Raw genomic sequence first — 19,736 nt, 5'->3', positions numbered from 1 at the left:
GCAACAGGCGTGTGACGCAACCTGTCCTGACGAACAATCGTCAGGACACCCCCATGAGACCACTTCTCGCCGCACTGGTATTCGGCGTCATGTTGCAACCGCTGTTGGCGTTCGCCAGCCGCCCACCATCGATTCATGAGTTCATGCTCGACAACGGCCTGAAGCTCATTGTTTATGAAGACCACCACGCCCCTCTGGTTCACTCCCACCTGTGGTATCGCATTGGTTCGAACCAGGAAGGCCCCGGCCAGACAGGCCTGTCACACGCCTTGGAACACATGCTGTTCAATGGCAGCAGCAAACTGTGCTCGGGCGAGTCTGACCAGATCCTGCAACACCTGGGCGGCAGCGAAAATGCCACGACCCTGAATGACGCAACCCTCTACTTTCACACCCTGCCTGCGCACGCCCTGGGCGTGAGTTTTGAAATTCTGGCCGACCAGATGAGCACCTCGCACCTGTCCGCCACCCAGTGGGGCGGCGAGCGAGAAGTGATCAAAAACGAACGCAGTGAGTCCTTTGAAAACCATCCCCTGAGACGCGCACTGGAGTTGCCACGACGCCTGGCGCTGCCTGCAAGCGCTGCGGGCAACCCGGTCATCGGGTGGCGGCATGACCTGGATCGTCTGCAAATAGAAGACTTGAAGCATTGGTACGGCCACTGGTACGCGCCCAATAACGCGGTACTGGTGGTCACCGGCGATGTGGATGCACAGCAGGTCAAACAGCTGGCCGAGCGTTACTTCGGGCCCATCGCGCGACGACCATTGCCTTACAGCCCTGCCCCCCTCGAACTACCGACACCGGGTGAACGTCGCATCACCCAATACATCCCTCAGCAGATTCCTGTGCTCTACATGGCCTTCAACGTACCCAGCCTGAAGACGCAAGCAGACCCCACGATCGCCCCGGCACTGGAACTGCTCAGCGAGTTGCTGGCAGGCGCAAACAGCTCGCTGTTCAAGACCCGGCTAGCCCATCAGGAAGGCTTGGTGAGCGGCATAACCGTTCACTACACGGCCGTCAGTCAGGGTGATGAGTTGTTCAGCATCCGGGCCTTGCCTGACCTCGAGAAAGCCAGGTCCATGGAGGCAGTCAAAACCCGGATCCTGGCCCTTATCGACACGCTGAAAACGGCCCCTCCCCGTCAGCAGGACCTGGACCGCGCACGCGTTCAGATCACTGCCCGACGCGTGTTCGATCAGGACGAACTGTCGAACCGGGCGTTGCAGTTGGGCGAGCAGGAGATGGCCGGGCTGGACTGGCGTTCGGAACAGGCAAGGCTCGACACCCTGAAAGCCATCACCCCACAAGACGTTCAACGCGTGGTGCGCACCTTCCTCGCAACCGATCGCCTGACCACCAGCTACGCACTGCCTGAGGAGATGCCTCATGAGTAATCCCGAGACCTTTACTCGCTGCGCACTCACCTGCCTGATTGCACTGCTGGGGATTGCCCTGTGCATGGGTCATTACCTTCACGCTGCCGAAAACCCGGCACCCTCGCTGCCTTTGCAATCGCTGCGCGAACTGACAGAACCCGAAGCCGTCACCACCGCACCGCTCATCCAGTCCTGGAGGCTTAAACAAGGCACCCGCGTGCTGTTTGTCGAAAGTCACCGCTTGCCCATGATTGACCTGAAACTCAGCTTTGCCGCCGGCAGTTATCACGATGGCGATAGCCCAGGGCTGGCCGCCATGACCCAATCGCTGTTCAGCGGGGACTCGGCGCTCAAGCCAGCGAATGACATTGCCCGCGGGTTTGACCGTTACGGCGTGAAAATCACCCACGGTATCGACACCGAACACAGCTATTACACGCTCAGAAGCCTAAGCGACAAAGCTATCCTTGACCCGGTGATGGCCCTGTTTACCGAGACCCTCACCCGCCCCACCTTCAGCGAGGCAAACCTGCAGCGGATCCGGCGGTCGCTGCAGACGGATCTCAAACTCGAACAATCGCTCCCCGAGTCACGGGCGCTGGCCTTGATACGAGCCACCCTGTACAAGGACCACCCGCTGTCGCGCCCGGTCAATGGCACGACGCAAAGCCTTGAACACATCGATGCCCGGCAGGTGCGTGATTTCTATCGTCGCGCTTATACCGCCGCCAACGCACACATCGTGATAGTGGGCGACCTGACGCCGGAACAGGCGCGGGCGTTCAGCCAGCACCTGGCCGATGCGCTGCCACAAGGTCCGGCGCTGGCGGCTGCGCCCACCTTCACCGCGGCGCCAAGCACTGGCCAGCACGTGCATCTGGAGGAAGATGCCAACCGGACGCTGCTGTTGATGATGCAAAACGCCTTGCCCAATCAGCACCCGGACGCCATCGCGATTCGTATCGCCAATGTCGTGTTTTCTCACGTACTCAATGCTCAGTTACGTGAAAAATACAGCGTGACCTACGGGGTGTTTTCCGACATCGAACATGCCAGGGGGGCCACAGGCTGGATGATCCAGTTCAGCACCCCGCCCTCTTACAGTCGCGAAGCCCTGAACCTGGCCAAAACGCTGTTTGCGCAATTTCTCAAGGAAGGCCCGAGCGAAGAACAACTGGACACCATCAAACACTATCTGCGCCAGGCCCTGCCCCAATTGATGGCGACCAACAAGAACCTGCTCAATGAACTGGGGATCATCAACCGCTTCGACCAAGCGTTGGATTTCACGCTCAAAACCGCCGAAATCCAAAAAATGACCCCGCAACAGATCACGGCAGCCATGAAACGGCACCTTGACGCTGACAGCTGGGTCAGCCTGACACTGGGTCCCAGCGTCGAACAACGGCCCCTGACCGACATCGTCACCGGGACACCCGACACCGGGCAGACCTGCACATCGACCAATTGGGCCAGCCCCGGCCAGCACACACTGCTTGGGCACCGCTCCGTGTTGTGGCAACTTAAGCACACCCCAACCCCTGTCACCGATTGAGAACTTAAGTGCGCGCTCCAGTTTCCCCTGCGTTACCTGTTGAATCGTTTAACCCTGCTTCAGGCCTTGGCAACCCACATCTGCAAACGTTATGGGGGCCGTTGTGGCGTACCAAACCTGTGGTTGAACACCAGCGAGAACGGCTGTGGCTCGACGATGGCGACTTTCTGGACCTGGATTGGCATGGCGCGCCATCGGCCTATCAACCGCTGGTGTTACTCCTGCATGGCTTGACCGGCTCTTCGGGGTCGCATTACATCGTGGGCCAACAATGCGCGCTGGCGGCTCAGGGCTGGGCCAGCGTGGCGTTGAACTGGCGTGGGTGCTCCGGGGAACCCAACCTGCTGGCGCGCAGTTACCATTCCGGGGCCAGTGAAGACTTGGCCGCCGCTGTCGCCCACCTGCGTGCACGCTTCCCGCTGGCGCCGCTGTATGCCGTGGGCTACTCGCTGGGCGGCAACGTCTTGCTCAAATACTTGGGCGAATCGGGCAGCGCCAGTGGTCTGCAGGGCGCAGTCGCGGTGTCGGTGCCGTTCCGACTGGACCAATGCGCAGACCGCATCGGACTAGGGTTTTCCAAGGTGTATCAAGCGCATTTCATGCGCGAGATGGTGGCGTACGTCAAAAACAAACAGCGTCAGTTCACCCACGACGCCAAGCAGGAAGGCCTGGCCACGCTGGCCAAACTGGGCACGCTTAAATCCCTGAGCAAAATGCGTACGTTTTGGGAGTTCGATGACCGGGTCACGGCCCCGCTCAACGGCTATCTGAATGTGGACGACTATTACCGCCGTGCGTCCAGCCGTTACTACCTGGGCGCTATCGAGACACCGACGTTGATTATCCAGTCCGAAGATGACCCGTTCGTGTTCAAGCACAGCATTCCCGAAGCCAGCGAGCTGTCACCCTGCACCGAGCTGGAGCTGCACGCCAGGGGTGGCCATGTGGGCTTCGTGGAAGGTTCCTTGAGAACACCGCGTTACTACCTTGAACGCCGCATTCCGCAGTGGCTGGCCAGCCTGAAACATGAGTCGGCGTGATGAACGGCAAGCAAGGTGAGTCGATCCGTTTCTGGCAAACAGCCCCGCTGACAGGGGTCGAGTTACTCACCGCGCGCTACATCGAACACCGTTTCGTGCCCCATGTGCACGATGGCTTTGTGATCGGCATGATCATGGCCGGTGCCCAGCGTTATCGGTATCGCGGGGCTGAACACCTGGCGCCCACCGGGACGCTGGTGCTCATCAACCCCGACGAAGTGCATAACGGGCACAAAGGCCACGACGCCGGCTGGCGCTACCGCGCCTTCTACCCTGACAACGCGCAGATGCACAGCCTGCTGGAGGAACTGAACCTGCCCGGCACGCACTTGCCCACGTTCAACGAGACGCTGCTGCAAGACCCCGAACTGTTCAGCGGGCTGTGCCACTTGCACCAACAGCTCGAAGGCCCGGAATCGGCGCTGCAACAACAAACCGTCTGGCGGCAGATGATGCTTGCGCTGCTCAGCCGCCATGCCCGTTTGCCGCAACCGGCCCCACCGGGGGTGGAGCACCGGGCGGTGAGGCAGGCCAAAGAACTGTTGCAGACACGCCTGGCGCACCCGCCATCGCTGGAAGAACTGGCGGCAGCCGTCAATTTGTCGCCGTTTCACTTTGCGCGGGTCTTTCAGCGCGCCACGGGCATGCCGCCGCACGCCTGGTTGATGCAGCAACGCGTCGCTCACGCGCGGGCTTTATTGCAACAAGGTTGCTTGCCGGTACACGTCGCGACCCAACTGGGATTCGCGGACCAAAGCCACCTCAGCCGACAATTCAAAAAGGTTTACGGTGTGGGGCCTGCGGCCTACCGGGCCGCGTGTACCTGACACCGATCAATCTGCAGTTGCCCGCTCACCCGGCGGCTACCGCGCCTCCTACTCGCCCGTCGCAACGCCGCGCTGCGGGTCATTGATCCATTCGCTCCATGACCCGGCGTAGAGTTTGCCCAGCGGATAACCGGCCAACGCCAGCGCGAACAAGTTATGACACGCCGTCACGCCAGAACCACAGTACGCCACCAGTTCATCCGGCGAGCGATCACCGAGTTTTTCGGCAAAACGCTGCTTGAGTTGCTCAACCGGAAGAAACCGCCCGCTGCTGTCGAGGTTTTCGCCAAAAGCCGCACATTGCGCACCCGGGATATGCCCGGCCACCGGGTCGATCGGTTCAACCTCGCCCCGAAAGCGCGGCAATGCGCGAGCATCGATCAAGGTCAGGGCAGGGTCGTTGAGGCGCTTTTGCAGCGCTTGGGCCTTGATCAGCAACTGATTGTCCGGTGCTCCGTCAAAATGCCCCCGGGGAAGCCTGACCGAATCAAGGTTCAGCGGAAAACCCGCGGCGTGCCAGGCTTTAAGGCCGCCGTCGAGCACAAACACCCCGTCCCGCTTGCCCAGCCACGCCAACAACCACCACGCTCGCGCGGCAAATGCCCCTGGACCGTCGTCATACAGCACCACATCGCTGTCGTTGTTGATGCCCCACCCGCGCAAACGCTCTATCAGCTCATCGGGATCAGGCAACGGATGACGCCCCGTGACGCCTTTGGTCACCGGGCCACTCAAGTCGCGTTCCAGGTCGGCAAACTGCGCGCCCTCGATGTGGCCTTCGGCATAGCTGCGCAGCCCGTAGTCCGGGTCTTCAAGCGCAAAGCGGCAATCCAGAATGACCAGTCCGGGCTGGGAATGGCGTTCGTTCAGGGCTTGAGGGCTGATCAATTGCGCAACGGGCATCGTGAACTCCTGTGACGGATCAAAAGCAGTTAGTGAGAATCCAGGGCGTTTTCCAGCGGAACGTAATATTCCTTGATGAGTTCATCAACCGCCTCCCGGGCCTGATCGGTGACGAACCCGGCTTCCAGTACCAGCAGTTGATAAACACCACGTTTGATCGCCTGCTCGCTGAGCTGGTCGCTGTTCTCACGCGTGGTACACAGAAACCCGACCCATGACGTCAGGATGATCCACGCATTGAGGGTCAACGACTCGATTTGCAGCGGGGTCATGTTGAGAATCCCCGCCTCGACGAAGCTCGCATAAATCAGCTGGGCCTGCTTCAGGCAGTTTTGCGAGAAAAGCCGGTAACGGGAGGCCAGCTCGCTGTCGCTGTGCAGCAAATGCTCAATGTCGCGGTACAAGAACCGGTAGCGCCACATCGCATCGAGCAGTTGCTGCAAGTAGAAATGTTTATCGGCAACCGTCGCCAGACGCCCTTCTGGCGCGCGCAAAAAGCTCAGGACAAGCGTTTCGTATTCGCCAAACAAAACGGCGATGATCGCCTGCTTATTGGGGAAGTGGTAATACAGATTGCCCGGAGAAATCTCCATGTGCGCCGCAATGTGGTTGGTGCTCACACTGCGCTCGCCCAACTGGTTAAACAGCTCCAGGCTGGTGTTGACAATACGCTGGCTGGTTTTTATTCGTGCGGCCATGGTCTTGAGCTTTACTTGAGAACGAATGGCATCTTACGGCCTAACCCCGAATCGATAAACAACACGACAGGCAGGCCCCCTGATTGACAACTTAGAGCATACGCTCTAGAAACGACCTGGCTCTTGTAAACATTACCTATAAAAAACGACCCGGAGCGGATCATGTCTGTAGACAGTGCCTACCATCAAGACACCACAGTCCTACCGACTGATCTTCTCTCCCTGCTCGACAAACAGCGTCAGGCCTACGCTGCGCATCCTTATCCTCCGCTTGCACAACGCCAGCAGTGGCTCAAAAGCCTACGGCGGTTGCTCAGCGATGAACGCGAGGTGTTAATCGACGCCATCAGCCAGGACTTTAGCCACCGCAGCCCTGACGAAACGCTGTTTGCCGAACTGATGCCCAGCCTGCACAACATCGATTACGCCCTTAAACACCTTAAACGCTGGATGAAACCCTCTTCCCGCAGCGTAGGCGTAATGTTCCAGCCCGCCAGCGCCCGCGTCCTGTATCAGCCTCTGGGCGTGATCGGGATCATAGTCCCGTGGAATTACCCGCTGTTTCTAGCGATGGGCCCCTTGATCGGTGCGTTGGCGGCGGGCAACCGGGTGATGCTCAAACTCAGTGAATTCACCCCGGCCACCGGGCGCTTGCTCAAAGACCTGCTGGGGCGGATTTTCCCCGATGACATGGTCACCGTGGTGCTGGGCGATGCCGAGGTCGCAGTGGCTTTTTCTTCTTTGCCAGTGGACCACTTGCTGTTCACCGGATCGACCCATGTGGGCAAGTTGGTGATGCGTGCGGCGGCCGAACACCTGACGCCGGTCACGCTGGAACTGGGGGGCAAATCCCCGGCCATTGTCTCGGCCGACGTACCGCTCAAGGACGCCGCCCAGCGCATCGCCTGGGGCAAAAGCCTGAATGCGGGACAAACCTGTATCGCCCCTGATTACGTGTTGGTGCCTGAAGACCGGGTCGGCGCTTTTATTGATGCGTATCGTCAGGTGATGCACAGCTTTTATCCGACGCTGAGCGATAACCCGGACTACACAGCCATCATCAACGAGCGGCAACTGGCGCGCCTGGAGCATTTGAAAACCGATGCCAGCGCCAAAGGCGCACGCCTGATCCCGCTGTACGAGCAGGGCCAGGGCCGACGCATGCCCCATTGCCTGCTGCTGGAGGTCAACGACGAGATGCAGGTGATGCAGGAGGAAATCTTCGGTCCGCTCCTGCCGATCGTGCCGTATCGCAACCTGGAACAGGCATTGGCCTACATCAACGACAGACCCCGCCCGCTCGCGCTCTATTATTTCGGCTACAACAAGGCCGAACAGCAACGGGTGCTTGAAAACACCCACTCAGGCGGCGTGTGCGTGAATGAAACCTTGCTGCACGTGGCCATCGACGACCTGCCTTTTGGCGGCGTGGGGCCTTCCGGGATGGGCTGCTATCACGGTCACGAAGGGTTTTTGACCTTCAGCCATGCCAAAGCCGTCCTGACCAAGCAACGTGTGAACAGCTCGCAGGCCATCTACCCGCCCTACGGACGCACACTCGGGCGCTGGGTGCAGAAACTCTTTATTCGCTGATCGACGAGGAGTGGGCATGCCTGACGCCCGTATGGAAAACGCACTGTTGTCACGCCGAGGCGTCATGAAAGTCGGCCTGGTGGCCAGTACCTTATTGGCCACCGCCGGCTTAACCGCCAGCCTCAGTGGTTGCTCGTCCAACGACCGCGCCTGTGGCTTTGCGGTCCTGCGCAACCGTGACCTGCCCTTTTTGCAGGCATTGATCCCCGTCATGCTGGCCGGCAGCGTCTCATCATCACTGATGCCCGGTGCAAACGATGCCACCCTGCATAAACTGGACAGCAACCTCAATCGCTTGTCACCCGCGCTATTAACGCTCACTCAGCAACTGTTTGATGTGCTGGCCATGCCCGTCACACGCGGCCCGCTCACCGGTGTCTGGGGCGCTTGGGAAAACGCCAGCCCGGAACGTATTCGGCATTTTCTCGAACGCTGGCAGAACAGCAGCCTGAGCCTGCTGCGCATGGGGCATGCCTCCCTGCTGCAACTGGTGATGATGAGTTGGTACGAACGACCGGAATCCTGGGCACAGTGCGGGTATCCCGGGCCGCCGACTGTCTGACCCGCGTTATCCAAAACAATAAAAACCAATGGATACCTCCTTATGCCTGTCCCCGACCTCTTTCGCGACGGCATGGCCCGTGGCTGGAAAACCCTCAACGGTGCGCAGCTCGACCATGACCTGATCCTGGACGCCGACGTTGCCATCATCGGCAGTGGCGCAGGGGGCGGCACCACGGCCGAGATCCTCAGTGCAGCGGGCTTGAAAGTGCTGTTGATCGAAGAAGGCCCGCTCAAAACCAGCAGTGATTTCAAGATGCTCGAAGACGAGGCCTATGCCAGCCTCTATCAGGAGGGTATCGGCCGCATGAGCAAAGACGGCGCCGTGAGCATTTTGCAAGGCAGGGCTGTGGGCGGGACCACGCTGGTGAATTGGACGTCCAGCTTTCGCACGCCCGCGCCCACCCTTGAACAGTGGGCCCGTGAGCATGCGGTGGTCGGTCATGGCAGCGAACAGATGGCGCCCTGGTTCGAGCGCATGGAACAACGCCTGGGCGTAGCCCCCTGGCGGGTCCCGCCCAATGCCAATAATCAGGTGCTGCAAACCGGCTGCGAGCAGTTGGGTTACAGCTGGCACGTCATCCCGCGCAACGTGCGCGGGTGCTGGAACCTCGGTTATTGCGGCATGGGCTGCCCGACCAACGCCAAACAGTCGATGCTGGTAACGACCATCCCCGCCACCCTCGAAAACGGGGGGCAATTGCTGTATCTGGCACGCGCCCACCGCCTGTTGATTAAGGGCGATCAGGTCACAGGGCTGGAATGCCAAGCCATGGACCCGCGCTGCGTCGCCCCCACCGGCCGGCTGATCACGGTCAGGGCGCGGCATTACGTGCTCTCGGGCGGTGGGATCAATACCCCGGGCCTGTTGCTGAGGTCAGACGCCCCCGATCCCCATAAAACGCTGGGCAAGCGGACATTTCTGCACGTGGTCAACTTTTCTGCCGCACAGTTTCCTACCGCCATTAACGGGTTTTACGGTGCCCCGCAGTCGATTTACTCAGACCATTTTCAGTGGAAAGACGGCGTGACCGGGCCGATGGGCTACAAACTCGAAGTACCGCCCTTGCACCCGGCGCTGGCCGCCACCCTGTTTGCCCGCTATGGCGAAACCGGTGCGCAACACATGGCGCAATTGCCCAACACCCAGATGATGCTGGCCCTGATGCGCGACGGTTTTCACCCCGACAGCCCCGGCGGCAGCGTTGAATTGCGCAGCGACGGCTCTGCGGTGCTGGATTACCGCCTCACGGCATACGGCTGGGAGGGGTTGAGGCGGGCCTTTCACAGCATGGCCGAGGTTCAATTTGCCGCAGGCGCCAGCGCCGTGATGCCACTGCACAGCGATGCGCGTATGTGCACAAACCTGCGAGAAACCCGTGAACTGATCGACAGTTTGAGCCTTGAGCTGTATCGGACACGTCTGGCCAGCGCCCACGTCATGGGCGGCTGCGCGATGGGTGAGAATCCGCACTTCGCCGTCACTGACAGCCTTGGGCGACATCATCAACTGAGCAATGTGTCGGTACATGACGGCTCATTATTCCCCACCAGCATTGGCGCCAACCCGCAACTGTCGGTGTATGGGCTCACGGCAAAACTGGCGACACTGCTGGCCGAACGCCTGGTAAAAGCCGGATGAAAACTGAAAATAATCAGCAAATCGGCGGCGTCTATAGTGCTTTCTACTGCGAATGGCGACTTGGCCGACCGGGATTGCTGCGATACCATCCGACTCCCCAACGGATTCCCGCCAGGACGACGCGATGAACCGAGTGTTGTACCCAGGTACATTCGACCCTATTACCAAGGGCCATGGCGACCTGGTTGAACGCGCTTCGCGCCTGTTCGACCACGTCATCATTGCTGTCGCTGCCAGCCCCAAGAAAAACCCGCTGTTCCCCCTGGAACAACGCGTTGAGCTGGCGCGCGAAGTCACCAAACACCTGCCCAATGTCGAAGTGGTCGGTTTCTCGACCCTGCTTGCGCATTTCGCCAAAGAGCAGAACGCCAATGTATTTTTGCGCGGCCTGCGAGCGGTGTCGGACTTCGAATATGAGTTTCAGTTGGCGAACATGAATCGCCAACTGGCACCGGATGTTGAGAGTCTGTTCCTGACGCCGTCAGAGCGTTATTCGTTCATATCGTCGACGTTAGTGCGAGAAATCGCAGCGTTGGGCGGTGATATCAGCAAGTTCGTGCACCCGGCCGTGGCCGATGCCCTGACTGAGCGCTTTCGCAAGAAGTGACCGCTGAAGCGGCGCCCGCGTGCACTGCGGGCGCCAATGCGGCACAATTGCCCGCATTCGATTTCAGTTGCCCGGGCCGACCGCCCCGGCAGGAGTACCCATGTCCCTGATCATCACCGACGATTGCATCAATTGCGACGTCTGCGAACCCGAGTGTCCGAACGCCGCGATCTCCCAAGGCGAAGAGATCTACGTCATTGACCCGAACCTGTGCACCCAGTGCGTCGGTCACTACGACGAGCCGCAGTGCCAGCAGGTCTGCCCGGTCGACTGCATCCCGCTGGATGAAGCCCACCCGGAAACCGAAGAACAGCTGATGGAAAAATACCGTCAGATCACTGGCAAGGCGTAAAACAACACGGTGCCGTCAGCCGCGCGACCCGACTCAGGTCTGGCAGCGCGGGCAGAACACGCTTGAGCGCTGGCCCAGCTTGACCTCGCGCAATTCGCTGCCGCACACCTTGCACTGCTCGTAGGCGCGCCCGTACACAAACAGTTCTTGCTGGAAGTAGCCGGGCTGGCCATCGCCACCGATGAAGTCCCGCAGGGTGGTGCCCCCGCGCTCAATGGCTGCCGCCAATATGCGTTTGATCTCTATCGCCAGCTTCAGATAGCGAGCCCGCGAAATGCTTTTGGCTTCGCGGCGCGGGTCAATGCCCGCCGCAAACAGCGCTTCAGTCGCATAGATATTGCCCACGCCCACCACGACGGCGTTGTCCATAATGAACGGCTTGACCGCCATGGCGCGTTTGCGCGACAGCTGGAACAGGCGCTCGCCGTCAAACAGGTCGGTCAGTGGCTCAGGCCCCAGACGCAACAGCAATGCGTGGTTGAGCGGGTCGTGGGTCCAGAGCATCGCGCCAAAGCGGCGCGGGTCGGTGTAGCGCAGGGCAAGCCCGGACTCCAGCTCGATGTCCACGTGCTCATGCTTGGCCGCCAGTGACCCCGCCTCAACCAGACGCAAATTACCCGACATGCCCAAATGGCTGATCAATGTCCCGACTTCGGCGTTAATCAGCAGGTACTTGGCGCGACGTTCGACCCCGACGATTTTCTGCCCGGACAAACGCACATCCAGGTCTTCGGGAATCGGCCAACGCAGGCGCCGCTCACGCACGATCACCCGGCTGACCCGTTGCCCTTCAAGGTGCGGGGCAATGCCGCGGCGAGTGGTTTCGACTTCAGGTAATTCAGGCATTCGACACTCCGGCAGGGGACAACCTAGTGGGCACCCAGCTCGCGGATGCTTTCCTTGAGGTTCTCAAAGTCATATTCGGACAGACCGATGTAATCCAGCACCAGATGGCTGATGCTGTTCCATTCGTGGTCTTCGCGCTGATTGCCCAAGACCTTGTGCGAGGCACAAATATGCTCGGCCATCTTGAGGATCGCCAGCAGGTTTTTCAGTTGGCTGTGGCGCGACGAGTCGTCGCTGAAGATCGCCAGCGCGTTGTGGTGATTGGCAATGGCGTGGGTCAGGTGTTCCGGCAAGCGCCAGGACTTGGCCGTGTAGTAGCCGACCACCGCATGGTTGGTGTTGAAGTGGGTGTTTTCGGTGTCGACCACGCGACTGTTCGGGCCGGCATTGGCGTAGGCCTGTTCCAGCACTGACATGTAGTTGGGGAAGCGCTTGAGCATCAACGGGATGCCGCAATCGTGAAACAGCCCTAACGCGTAGGCTTCATCGACCGCCTGCGAACCGGTGCGCTTGGCCAGTGTCATGCTGGTCATGGCCACGTCCTGGGCACTGTCCCAGAACCGGTTGAGGGTCACGATGGTTTCGTCGCACATCTCGCCTTTGATCGACTGCGCATTGATCAAATTGATCACCGTCCGGCAGCCCAGCAACGTCACGGCCCGCTTGATGGACGCAATCTTGTTGGTCAGGCCGTAATGCGGCGAGTTGACGATTTTCAGCAAGGCGCCCGACAAACCGGGGTCTTGGGCGATCAGGCGGGAAATGGCCTCCAGGTCCGGATCGGGCATGTACTGCTCCATCTGCAAATCCACCATGATTTGCGGTTGAGGCGGCACGCTAATGCCTTGCAGCGTTTGGCTGATCTGTTCGGATGAAAGCTCTGGGGGCATGACGACACACTCTGGAATAGCCCGCGATTCTAACGGAATTTACCGCAGCTTTGCGCAGGCAATCCGACACAATGCGGTGAATCAGCCAAGCCCCGCGTGCGCGTCTAGGGCTATAATCGCGCCCTTTTCAATACCCGGAGCGACGTCATGTCCCTGCCAAGCCTGCGCCTTAAAGCCAATGCCGATCGACGCCTGCGCGCCGGCCACTTGTGGGTCTACAGCAACGAAATCGATGTAGCCACCACGCCGTTGCACGGTTTCAAGGCTGGCGACCAAGCGGTGCTGGAGACTGCTGGCGGCAAACCGCTGGGCATCGTTGCCATGAGCCCGAACAACCTGATCTGCGCGCGTTTGCTGTCGCGCGACGTCAAAGTGCCACTGGACAAGTCGTTCTTGGTTCACCGCCTCAACGTGGCGCTTTCGCTGCGTGATCGCCTGTTCGACAAACCGTTTTACCGCCTGGTGTACGGCGATTCGGATTTACTGCCGGGCCTGGTGGTGGATCGTTTCGGCGACATTCTGGTGGTGCAACTGGCTTCCGCGACCATGGAGCAGCACAAGGCCGACGTGATCGCGGCGCTGGTTCAGGTGGTCAAGCCGAGCGGCATCCTGTTCAAGAACGACTCGGCCGCGCGTGATGCCGAAGGCCTTGAGCGTTACGTCGAAACCGTGTTTGGCCTGGTGCCGGAGTGGGTTGCGCTGGAAGAAAACGGCGTGAAGTTTGAAGCCCCGGTCATCGCCGGACAAAAAACCGGCTGGTTCTACGACCACCGCATGAACCGTGCCCGTCTGGCGCCGTATGCCAAGGGCAAGCGCGTTCTGGACCTGTACAGCTACATCGGCGGCTGGGGCATCCAGGCTGCTGCCTTTGGCGCCAGCGAAGTCATGTGCGTGGATGCATCGTCGTTCGCACTGGACGGCGTCGAGCGCAACGCGGCACTCAACGGTTTCGCGGACCGCGTGACCTGCCTGGAAGGCGACGTGTTTGAAGCGCTTAAAGAGCTGAAAGCCAACGAAGAGCGTTTCGACGTGATCGTGGCCGACCCGCCGGCGTTCATCAAACGCAAAAAAGACCTGAAAAACGGCGAAGGCGCCTACCGCCGCCTGAACGAGCAAGCCATGCGCCTGCTCACCAAAGACGGCATTCTGGTCAGCGCATCGTGCTCGATGCACTTGCCCGAAGACGACCTGCAAAACATCCTGCTGACCAGCGCCCGTCACCTGGACCGCAATATCCAGTTGCTGGAACGCGGCAGCCAGGGCCCGGATCACCCGGTACACCCGGCGATCCAGGAAACGCGCTACATCAAGAGCATCACCTGCCGTTTGCTGCCAAACAGCTAAAAGGGCACGTTCCACAGCCGCTACCGACGGTAGCGGCTGTGGCTTCAGGCTTATGGCTGCGGTTCTCGATCCAGCTTGGGGCTCAGTTCTGTGGTGCCAATCTGCAACGACTGATAGCGCGGCTTGACCACCTTCACCTTCCCCTGACGAATCGCCTCAATCAACTCGGGAGAGTTGTCGCTTTCCTCGTAGGTGCCCGCCCGTTTCCATTGGCCTTGGGCGTCGCGCGCAAAAAAGTACACAGGGCCCGACCACTTCTGCTTCGGCAACTGCAGCACTTCCATCTGCCCGTCGTTATTCAGATCCACCGCCCACAACGCGCACCCCGGTGCCCAGCAGGGCTGGCCTCCGATGCCCCGATCAGCGAACTGCTCACTGCCTTCGACTTTAGGGCCGATCCATTCCAGCATCCGCTCATTTGGCCCGCTAACCCGGTCCCCCATGTCCGCCTCTTTGAGACGCTTCAACAGCACGTCACGCTGTGGCGCCGACAACACCTGCCCCTGCTCCACCTGCGCCAACAAGGCCTCAAAAGCCTGTTTGCCGGGAGGTCCCAAGCGGTAACGCAAGGTGTCTGCATCAAAGGTGTCGACCGACGCTTTGCCGCTCAAAACCCGGTTGACCTGATTCTGAGCACTGAACTGCAGCGGGCTGAACCACGGGGTATGAATCGCCAGTAACAGCAACACGCTCAACAACGCGATCAACGGGTTGCTGACTCGCAAACGCGCCAACCACTGATGCTGTGGCAGCACCACGGCCCAGGCAGCCGCCAGGCTGTGCAACACCATCACGACCACCAGCAGCATCGCCAACAGACGGGTCGGCGTCAGGCCATACTGTTCAATTCTTAACCAGGTCGAATACCCGGCCAGCACCACCAGAACCGGCAGGCACAACAAACACAGGTCGACCATGCGCAGTAGCCACTTGGGGTAGCCAATCTCGTGTTCGCCGTCCTGTACCACGCCGTTGAGCAGGAACAGGATGACGGCCACCAGACACACCATGATTGGCGTCGAATAACCCGTGTCCCAAATCGGCCCCAGCCCCGTGAAGGGCAAGGCGAAGGTAAACACCAGGGCAATCAGCACGCCAAGCGGCAGCAAGAACCGGCACAACGTGAGCAGAATGCCGCGCAGCAAGCCGATTACACGATCATTGTCCCGGCCCATCTTCAGGCCCAGAGCAAACACCATGGCCGAACTGATGTAGATAAATCCGTCGGTGGAAAACAGTGTGTTCAGCGCCACAATGCCGAGCATTTTGAACAGGCCGCCCCACAACAGGATCAACGCCCAGAACACTGCGTTAAGCAGCAGCCCCAGTAGCACGATGAACACCGTGTCCCACGCGTGGCGGAACAAGTCTTCGTAGCGTGGGAAACGCCCTTCGCGGGTCGGCCAGCTGAGGATGAAGGCCGTGCAGATGTACGCAATCACCACCCCGAAACAGGTCCAGCTGCCCGTCAGCCAACTGCTTGAACGCCACTGCTCACCCCCTTCCCAGAACACCCAGGCGCTGATGGCGCTCATCACGCCCGTCAGGCCCAGGACCAGCCAGCCGGTGCCGCGCTGACGCACGTTATCGCCCAACAGCAGCACGTTGATGCCCCCCACCAACACAGCCGTCACCAGTGCGAACTTGAGGCCGTTTTCGGTGATGGAACGGGCCAGCCAGAGCAACACCCCCTGCACGAGGCCAATGGCCAGGCAGGTCTTGATGGAGCGTGTAATGACCATCGTTCAAAATCCCTGTAAGAAAGCACCTCGACACTTTAAGCCTTAATAGCAAAATCGCCTACATAGGACGTTTTTACCGAACTGCCTGAAGATAAAACACGCACTTAACTCTTACTTAAGATTATTCCTACGCAAAAGCGGGCAATAACCCACTTTATATAACATTGTTGTTTTTCCGTAAGCAGCTAGTTTTAACCAAGTCACTTTGAGAACGACGCAGTACGAAGTGACTGCACTTACTCCCTGAAGTCACCCACTTTTATGTAAGGAGCACGATGATGAAAGCCGTTTCTCTAGAAGTTAGCAAAATCGCCAACCTGGCCTGTCTGGCCGTCCCTCCTCAGCGCTAACGCAACGTCGCTGACAATGAAGCCGGGGCCTGCCGACACCCCGGCTTCATTACCTTCCCCTTCAGAGCTGTTGATCCATGCATATAAATCCTTACTTGTTTATATTGGCCCGGTCACCGCATCACATCGTCTGGAATTATTCCAATCACACGCAATTTGAACTCGACTTCCACTACAGCAAGCGATTAACCCAACTTATTACCTGCCCTGAACTTTTCGACCCAACAGCACTGTCGATCAGGACTTTCTGGCGGCCTCGATTATTACAGACGAAGAAATCCCCACACCGCAATGGGGCTGGGATGACCTCTCCCGAATCTTCCATATCGGCACCAAGAACCTGCCGCAGGAGCACATTCCTCAAGACGTCCATGAATGGGCCGTGCAGTACCTGGCACATTGCAACGAAGTCTTGAGCACCCCGGCCCCCGAGCCCAATCGTATCGACCCCCATAACGCCAATCTGGTGGCCCTGCCCGTGTGCAAGCCTGCCGACGCCTTGAAAGGTTCACTCGCCACTGCATTGATCAACCGCAAAACGTCCCGTTCTTTTACCGGGCAAAGCCTTTCATTGCGCCAACTCAGCACCTTGCTTTACCTGTCACTCGGCTATCTGAACGAACGTCGGGGCGAGATCAATCTGTCCATTCCACTGGGCATGGAAGCGCGTCGCAGCAGTCCTTCCGGCGGCGGACTCAACGCCTGCGAGGGTTATGTGTATGTGCAGCACGTGACCGGTCTCAAGGCTGGCGTGTATGCCTATTCAAGTGACCTGCATGCCCTGAGCCTCATCAGCCCGCTCCCGGACGAGCCTTTGGGCAAGCTGCTGTGCGGCCAGCATTTCATCAATACCCTGCCCGTCGGGCTGTTCATCACCTCGCGCTTCGACAAATTGTGGTGGAAGTACGAGCACTCACGGGCCTATCGCATGGCCTACGTTGAGGCCGGGCATATCGCTCAAACGTTCCAGCTTGTGGCCACACAGTTGGGACTGGATACCTGGCTGACCGGTGCCCTGACCGATGACCGTGTAGAAGCGCTGCTGGGCCTGGACGACAGCCCCGAACAACCCTTGTTTTTTGTGGGCTGCGGCAAAGGCGACGGCCAAGTGCAATGCCAGGAGCTGATGGCGCTCATCCAGCACAAGGACCCCGCACCGTGAACAAACCCTGCCCCCAAAAAACGTGTGCCTCTCCTGCGCCCTACACGTTGGCTGGCTGGGACACCAACGCCAGCGTGCGACTGGATCGCACCCCTTACGCCTTGCCTGCGGACCTTGAGTCCCAACTGGGCGATCGCCACTGGTTTGTGCCCGCGTTCATGCCCTACCTCGATCACCCGGACATCGTGCAGGCAGGCACGTCCGTGGTGCGGCGCCTGGAGGCCAATCAACTGGTGTACTTCCTCGACTACACCACGGTGCTGGAACACAAACTGGTTAACCGCGCGGTCGAGACCCTGATCCACAACGAACTCGGCCTTCACGTGCCGCTCGCCATGAAAAACGCCGCCTTGCAGCTGTACACCGACGAGGGCTATCACGCGCTGTTCTCCAACCAGATCGCCGAACAGGTGGCTGAGCTGTACGGCATCAACAACCGCTCCCGCCCCGCCCACCGCATCCAGCGCCTGCAGCATCAAATAGACATCTGCCGACCGGCGGACAGGGCTCTGCACTGGTTTTTGATCGGCTTTGTGTCCGAGACGATCATTGCCAAAGAGCTGCTCGGCGCCATCCATGTCCCGCTGGTGTCCACCGTGCTGGACATGTTCAAAAGCCATCTGGGGGACGAAGCCCGTCACAGCCGGTACTTTAGTGAAGTGTTCGCCCATGTGTGGTCGTTGCTCGATGACGTCCAGCGCGCCAAAGCGACCACCCAGTTACTCACCCTCCTCGGCATCTTTTTCGAAAGCGACACCCGTTGGCTGAAAGAAAGCCTCGCCAGTGTCGACCTCAACCCGACCACCATCGAACAGATCTGCATCCAGTTGCAGCAGCCCGCCGTTCACCAACAACGCGTGCGTGCCGGGGCCAGAGCCACCGTGCTGGCGTTGGCCAATGCCGGTTTTTTCACCCTTGAGCACAACCGGCGACTGTTCTTGAGCGCGGGGTTTATGGATGCCTGAAACACCAGCGACCAGACCGAGGCTGGCGATTTTCCTGTTGCTCAGCATGGTGGTGCTCGGGGTGTTCCCGCTGGACGTCGTATTGCCCTCATTCCCAGCCCTGGCTGACTACTTTCAACGAACACCGGGCGATATCGCACTGTCCATCAGCCTGTTCGCTATTGGCATTTCGCTTTCACAACTGCTCATAGGTCCGCTTTCTGACCGCATAGGGCGCAAATCCTTGCTGCTTGCGGGCATGGCCCTGTCGATTGTCGGCGCGGCGGGTTGCGTGCTGTCCACAGATTACGGCGGATTTCTGCTGTTCCGGTGCCTGCAGGCCGTCGGGTGCGGGTGTTTCGTTTTGTCTCAAGCCTTGATCCAAGACCTGTTCACCGGCAAGCAACGGGACCAGCTGCGCATCCTGATGGTCACCGCCAGCGGGCTGGCGATCTCGCTCTCCCCCCTGGCGGGCACCGTGTTGCAGGACGCCTTCGATTGGCCCGGCAGCTTCTGGGTGTTCATCGCGCTGGGGTTGACCGTCTGGGTCATTGCCTGGAGGCACTTAAGGGACAACCCCGCGCGCAATCCGTCCTCCCACAGCCTGCTGAGGGCCTACGCCCTTGTGTGCCGCAATCCCACGTTCATCAGCTACTGGTTGATATCGGCCATCGCTTTCGCCTGCCATTTTTCATTCATCGTCATGTCGCCCTTGTTGTTTCTGGAGCAACTGCACCTGTCCAGCTACACCTTCTCGCTGATATTGCTGGTGTACGGCGCAGCCTATGTGGGCGGCGGCGTGTTGGCTCATGGACTCAGCAAACGCATTAGCGCGAACCGACAGATCATTGCCGGGCTGTTATTGATCGTTTTGGCGGGGGGCTTGATGGGGCTGCTGCACCGCCACGCAGGCTTGACGGTCTTTAACGTGCTGCTGCCCATGATGGTCTGCACCATGGGCATCACCATCGCCCGGCCAATTGCCACCTCACGGGCGATGGACGTCTTTCCTGATCTGGCAGGCACGGCGTCGTCAGCCGGCAGCGCGCTGATCTTCATCTGCGGCGGGGTTGTCAGTGCCTGGGTCAACCTCAGCCCGGCCAGCCTGCCAGTGACGCTGGCGACCACCTTCATGGCGCTGGGCCTGATTGCGCTGGGCTTGATCCTGGCCACCTGCCGACGCCTGCGCGAACAGCGCCCGGCATAGCCCTTGCTCTGTGGGCCGTGCGTTAGGCCCATTCCCTCCGCACGCCAGCCGTGTAGAATCGACGCATTCATCGCCAATCATCCCCGGCGGG

17 protein-coding genes and 1 pseudogene are annotated in these 19,736 nt (G+C 59.8%); 13 read left to right on the top strand and 5 right to left on the bottom strand.

From position 1 onward, the window contains the following. Positions 1-53: 53 nt before the first annotated feature. Genes TU74_RS04485 through TU74_RS04470 form a run of 4 tightly spaced genes read left to right on the top strand, consistent with a single transcriptional unit; the run spans position 54 to position 4,804 of the window. Positions 54-1,400, top strand: a complete 1,347-nt coding sequence (locus TU74_RS04485) for a M16 family metallopeptidase (protein ID WP_048375312.1) — start codon at positions 54-56, stop codon at positions 1,398-1,400. After that, positions 1,393-2,937 carry a M16 family metallopeptidase gene (locus TU74_RS04480; RefSeq protein WP_048375310.1) on the top strand — a complete coding sequence of 515 codons (1,545 nt, stop codon included), beginning with the start codon at positions 1,393-1,395 and terminating at the stop codon, positions 2,935-2,937. Before TU74_RS04485 ends, TU74_RS04480 begins: the two co-directional genes overlap by 8 nt. Positions 2,938-2,945: 8 nt before the next feature. Further along, positions 2,946-3,977 (top strand): hydrolase, encoded by a 1,032-nt coding sequence (locus TU74_RS04475; protein WP_047278423.1) that lies wholly within the window; start codon positions 2,946-2,948, stop codon positions 3,975-3,977. Next, positions 3,977-4,804 carry an AraC family transcriptional regulator gene (locus TU74_RS04470; RefSeq protein ID WP_047296137.1) on the top strand — a complete coding sequence of 276 codons (828 nt, stop codon included), beginning with the start codon at positions 3,977-3,979 and terminating at the stop codon, positions 4,802-4,804. Before TU74_RS04475 ends, TU74_RS04470 begins: the two co-directional genes overlap by 1 nt. Before the next feature lie 48 nt (positions 4,805-4,852). Here the strand turns inward: TU74_RS04470 and TU74_RS04465 are convergent, their stop codons facing one another. Together TU74_RS04465 and TU74_RS04460 are read right to left on the bottom strand one after the other, a co-directional pair. Continuing rightward, positions 4,853-5,707 carry a sulfurtransferase gene (locus tag TU74_RS04465; protein WP_048375309.1) on the bottom strand — a complete coding sequence of 285 codons (855 nt, stop codon included), beginning with the start codon at positions 5,705-5,707 and terminating at the stop codon, positions 4,853-4,855. 29 nt (positions 5,708-5,736) lie between these two features. Next, on the bottom strand, positions 5,737-6,405 hold the full coding sequence (locus tag TU74_RS04460) for a TetR/AcrR family transcriptional regulator (RefSeq protein ID WP_047279477.1): 669 nt from the start codon (positions 6,403-6,405) through the stop codon (positions 5,737-5,739). Between the two features lie 162 nt (positions 6,406-6,567). On the opposite strand from TU74_RS04460, the gene TU74_RS04455 reads away from it, so the two are divergent. The 5 genes from TU74_RS04455 to TU74_RS04435 all read left to right on the top strand — a co-directional run bounded on the left by TU74_RS04455 (position 6,568) and on the right by TU74_RS04435 (position 11,160). Further along, a complete protein-coding gene (locus TU74_RS04455) occupies positions 6,568-7,998 on the top strand; it encodes a coniferyl aldehyde dehydrogenase (protein WP_047296140.1) in 1,431 nt (476 codons plus the stop codon). Positions 7,999-8,014: 16 nt separating this feature from the next. Then, positions 8,015-8,560: a hypothetical protein gene (locus tag TU74_RS04450; protein WP_048375308.1), complete on the top strand. Its 546-nt coding sequence runs from the start codon at positions 8,015-8,017 to the stop codon at positions 8,558-8,560. Positions 8,561-8,602: 42 nt separating this feature from the next. After that, positions 8,603-10,201 (top strand): GMC family oxidoreductase, encoded by a 1,599-nt coding sequence (locus tag TU74_RS04445; protein ID WP_048375306.1) that lies wholly within the window; start codon positions 8,603-8,605, stop codon positions 10,199-10,201. Positions 10,202-10,325: 124 nt separating this feature from the next. Beyond that, on the top strand, positions 10,326-10,808 hold the full coding sequence (gene coaD, locus TU74_RS04440) for a pantetheine-phosphate adenylyltransferase (RefSeq protein WP_047278434.1): 483 nt from the start codon (positions 10,326-10,328) through the stop codon (positions 10,806-10,808). A 100-nt stretch (positions 10,809-10,908) separates the two neighbouring features. Next, complete coding sequence (locus TU74_RS04435) at positions 10,909-11,160, top strand: YfhL family 4Fe-4S dicluster ferredoxin (RefSeq protein WP_047278436.1); 252 nt, start codon at positions 10,909-10,911, stop codon at positions 11,158-11,160. Between the two features lie 33 nt (positions 11,161-11,193). Here TU74_RS04435 and mutM read toward each other — a convergent pair whose 3' ends face one another. Together mutM and TU74_RS04425 are read right to left on the bottom strand one after the other, a co-directional pair. Beyond that, complete coding sequence (gene mutM / locus TU74_RS04430) at positions 11,194-12,006, bottom strand: bifunctional DNA-formamidopyrimidine glycosylase/DNA-(apurinic or apyrimidinic site) lyase (RefSeq protein WP_047278438.1); 813 nt, start codon at positions 12,004-12,006, stop codon at positions 11,194-11,196. Between the two features lie 23 nt (positions 12,007-12,029). After that, positions 12,030-12,842: an HDOD domain-containing protein gene (locus TU74_RS04425; RefSeq protein ID WP_169836151.1), complete on the bottom strand. Its 813-nt coding sequence runs from the start codon at positions 12,840-12,842 to the stop codon at positions 12,030-12,032. Between the two features lie 201 nt (positions 12,843-13,043). Between TU74_RS04425 and TU74_RS04420 the strand changes: the two genes are divergently transcribed. Further along, a complete protein-coding gene (locus TU74_RS04420) occupies positions 13,044-14,240 on the top strand; it encodes a class I SAM-dependent rRNA methyltransferase (RefSeq protein WP_047278442.1) in 1,197 nt (398 codons plus the stop codon). Between the two features lie 50 nt (positions 14,241-14,290). On the opposite strand, the gene TU74_RS04415 is transcribed toward TU74_RS04420, so the two are convergent. Next, positions 14,291-15,982, bottom strand: a complete 1,692-nt coding sequence (locus tag TU74_RS04415) for a DUF4153 domain-containing protein (protein WP_048375304.1) — start codon at positions 15,980-15,982, stop codon at positions 14,291-14,293. Positions 15,983-16,409: 427 nt separating this feature from the next. Between TU74_RS04415 and TU74_RS04410 the strand changes: the two are divergent. The 3 genes and pseudogenes from TU74_RS04410 (at position 16,410) to TU74_RS04400 (ending at position 19,645) form a co-directional block, all read left to right on the top strand. Then, positions 16,410-17,494: pseudogene (locus TU74_RS04410) on the top strand (SagB/ThcOx family dehydrogenase). Next, the gene (locus TU74_RS04405) at positions 17,491-18,459 is read left to right on the top strand and encodes a diiron oxygenase (RefSeq protein ID WP_241485540.1); all 969 of its coding nucleotides are present in this window, start codon (positions 17,491-17,493) and stop codon (positions 18,457-18,459) included. Before TU74_RS04410 ends, TU74_RS04405 begins: the two are co-directional and overlap by 4 nt. Next, the gene (locus TU74_RS04400) at positions 18,452-19,645 is read left to right on the top strand and encodes an MFS transporter (protein WP_048375300.1); all 1,194 of its coding nucleotides are present in this window, start codon (positions 18,452-18,454) and stop codon (positions 19,643-19,645) included. Before TU74_RS04405 ends, TU74_RS04400 begins: the two co-directional genes overlap by 8 nt. The last annotated feature ends 91 nt before the right edge of the window (positions 19,646-19,736 follow it).

The sequence above is a fragment of the Pseudomonas lundensis genome, assembly GCF_001042985.1.
GTDB classification, from domain to species: Bacteria; Pseudomonadota; Gammaproteobacteria; order Pseudomonadales; family Pseudomonadaceae; genus Aquipseudomonas; species Aquipseudomonas lundensis.
Note: the sequence above shows the minus strand (reverse complement) of the source record. Positions and strands in the feature narration are given on the sequence as shown.

What these genes read in the sequence shown, in the direction of transcription:
- TU74_RS04455 (WP_047296140.1), top strand. Translation starts at nt 6,568, where the DNA reads ATGTCTGTAGACAGTGCCTACCATCAAGACACCACAGTCCTACCGACT.
- TU74_RS04420 (WP_047278442.1), top strand. Translation starts at nt 13,044, where the DNA reads ATGTCCCTGCCAAGCCTGCGCCTTAAAGCCAATGCCGATCGACGCCTG.
- mutM (WP_047278438.1), bottom strand. Translation starts at nt 12,006, where the DNA reads ATGCCTGAATTACCTGAAGTCGAAACCACTCGCCGCGGCATTGCCCCG.
- TU74_RS04435 (WP_047278436.1), top strand. Translation starts at nt 10,909, where the DNA reads ATGTCCCTGATCATCACCGACGATTGCATCAATTGCGACGTCTGCGAA.
- TU74_RS04460 (WP_047279477.1), bottom strand. Translation starts at nt 6,405, where the DNA reads ATGGCCGCACGAATAAAAACCAGCCAGCGTATTGTCAACACCAGCCTG.
- TU74_RS04445 (WP_048375306.1), top strand. Translation starts at nt 8,603, where the DNA reads ATGCCTGTCCCCGACCTCTTTCGCGACGGCATGGCCCGTGGCTGGAAA.
- TU74_RS04480 (WP_048375310.1), top strand. Translation starts at nt 1,393, where the DNA reads ATGAGTAATCCCGAGACCTTTACTCGCTGCGCACTCACCTGCCTGATT.
- TU74_RS04465 (WP_048375309.1), bottom strand. Translation starts at nt 5,707, where the DNA reads ATGCCCGTTGCGCAATTGATCAGCCCTCAAGCCCTGAACGAACGCCAT.
- TU74_RS04400 (WP_048375300.1), top strand. Translation starts at nt 18,452, where the DNA reads ATGCCTGAAACACCAGCGACCAGACCGAGGCTGGCGATTTTCCTGTTG.
- coaD (WP_047278434.1), top strand. Translation starts at nt 10,326, where the DNA reads ATGAACCGAGTGTTGTACCCAGGTACATTCGACCCTATTACCAAGGGC.
- TU74_RS04485 (WP_048375312.1), top strand. Translation starts at nt 54, where the DNA reads ATGAGACCACTTCTCGCCGCACTGGTATTCGGCGTCATGTTGCAACCG.
- TU74_RS04450 (WP_048375308.1), top strand. Translation starts at nt 8,015, where the DNA reads ATGCCTGACGCCCGTATGGAAAACGCACTGTTGTCACGCCGAGGCGTC.
- TU74_RS04470 (WP_047296137.1), top strand. Translation starts at nt 3,977, where the DNA reads ATGAACGGCAAGCAAGGTGAGTCGATCCGTTTCTGGCAAACAGCCCCG.
- TU74_RS04415 (WP_048375304.1), bottom strand. Translation starts at nt 15,982, where the DNA reads ATGGTCATTACACGCTCCATCAAGACCTGCCTGGCCATTGGCCTCGTG.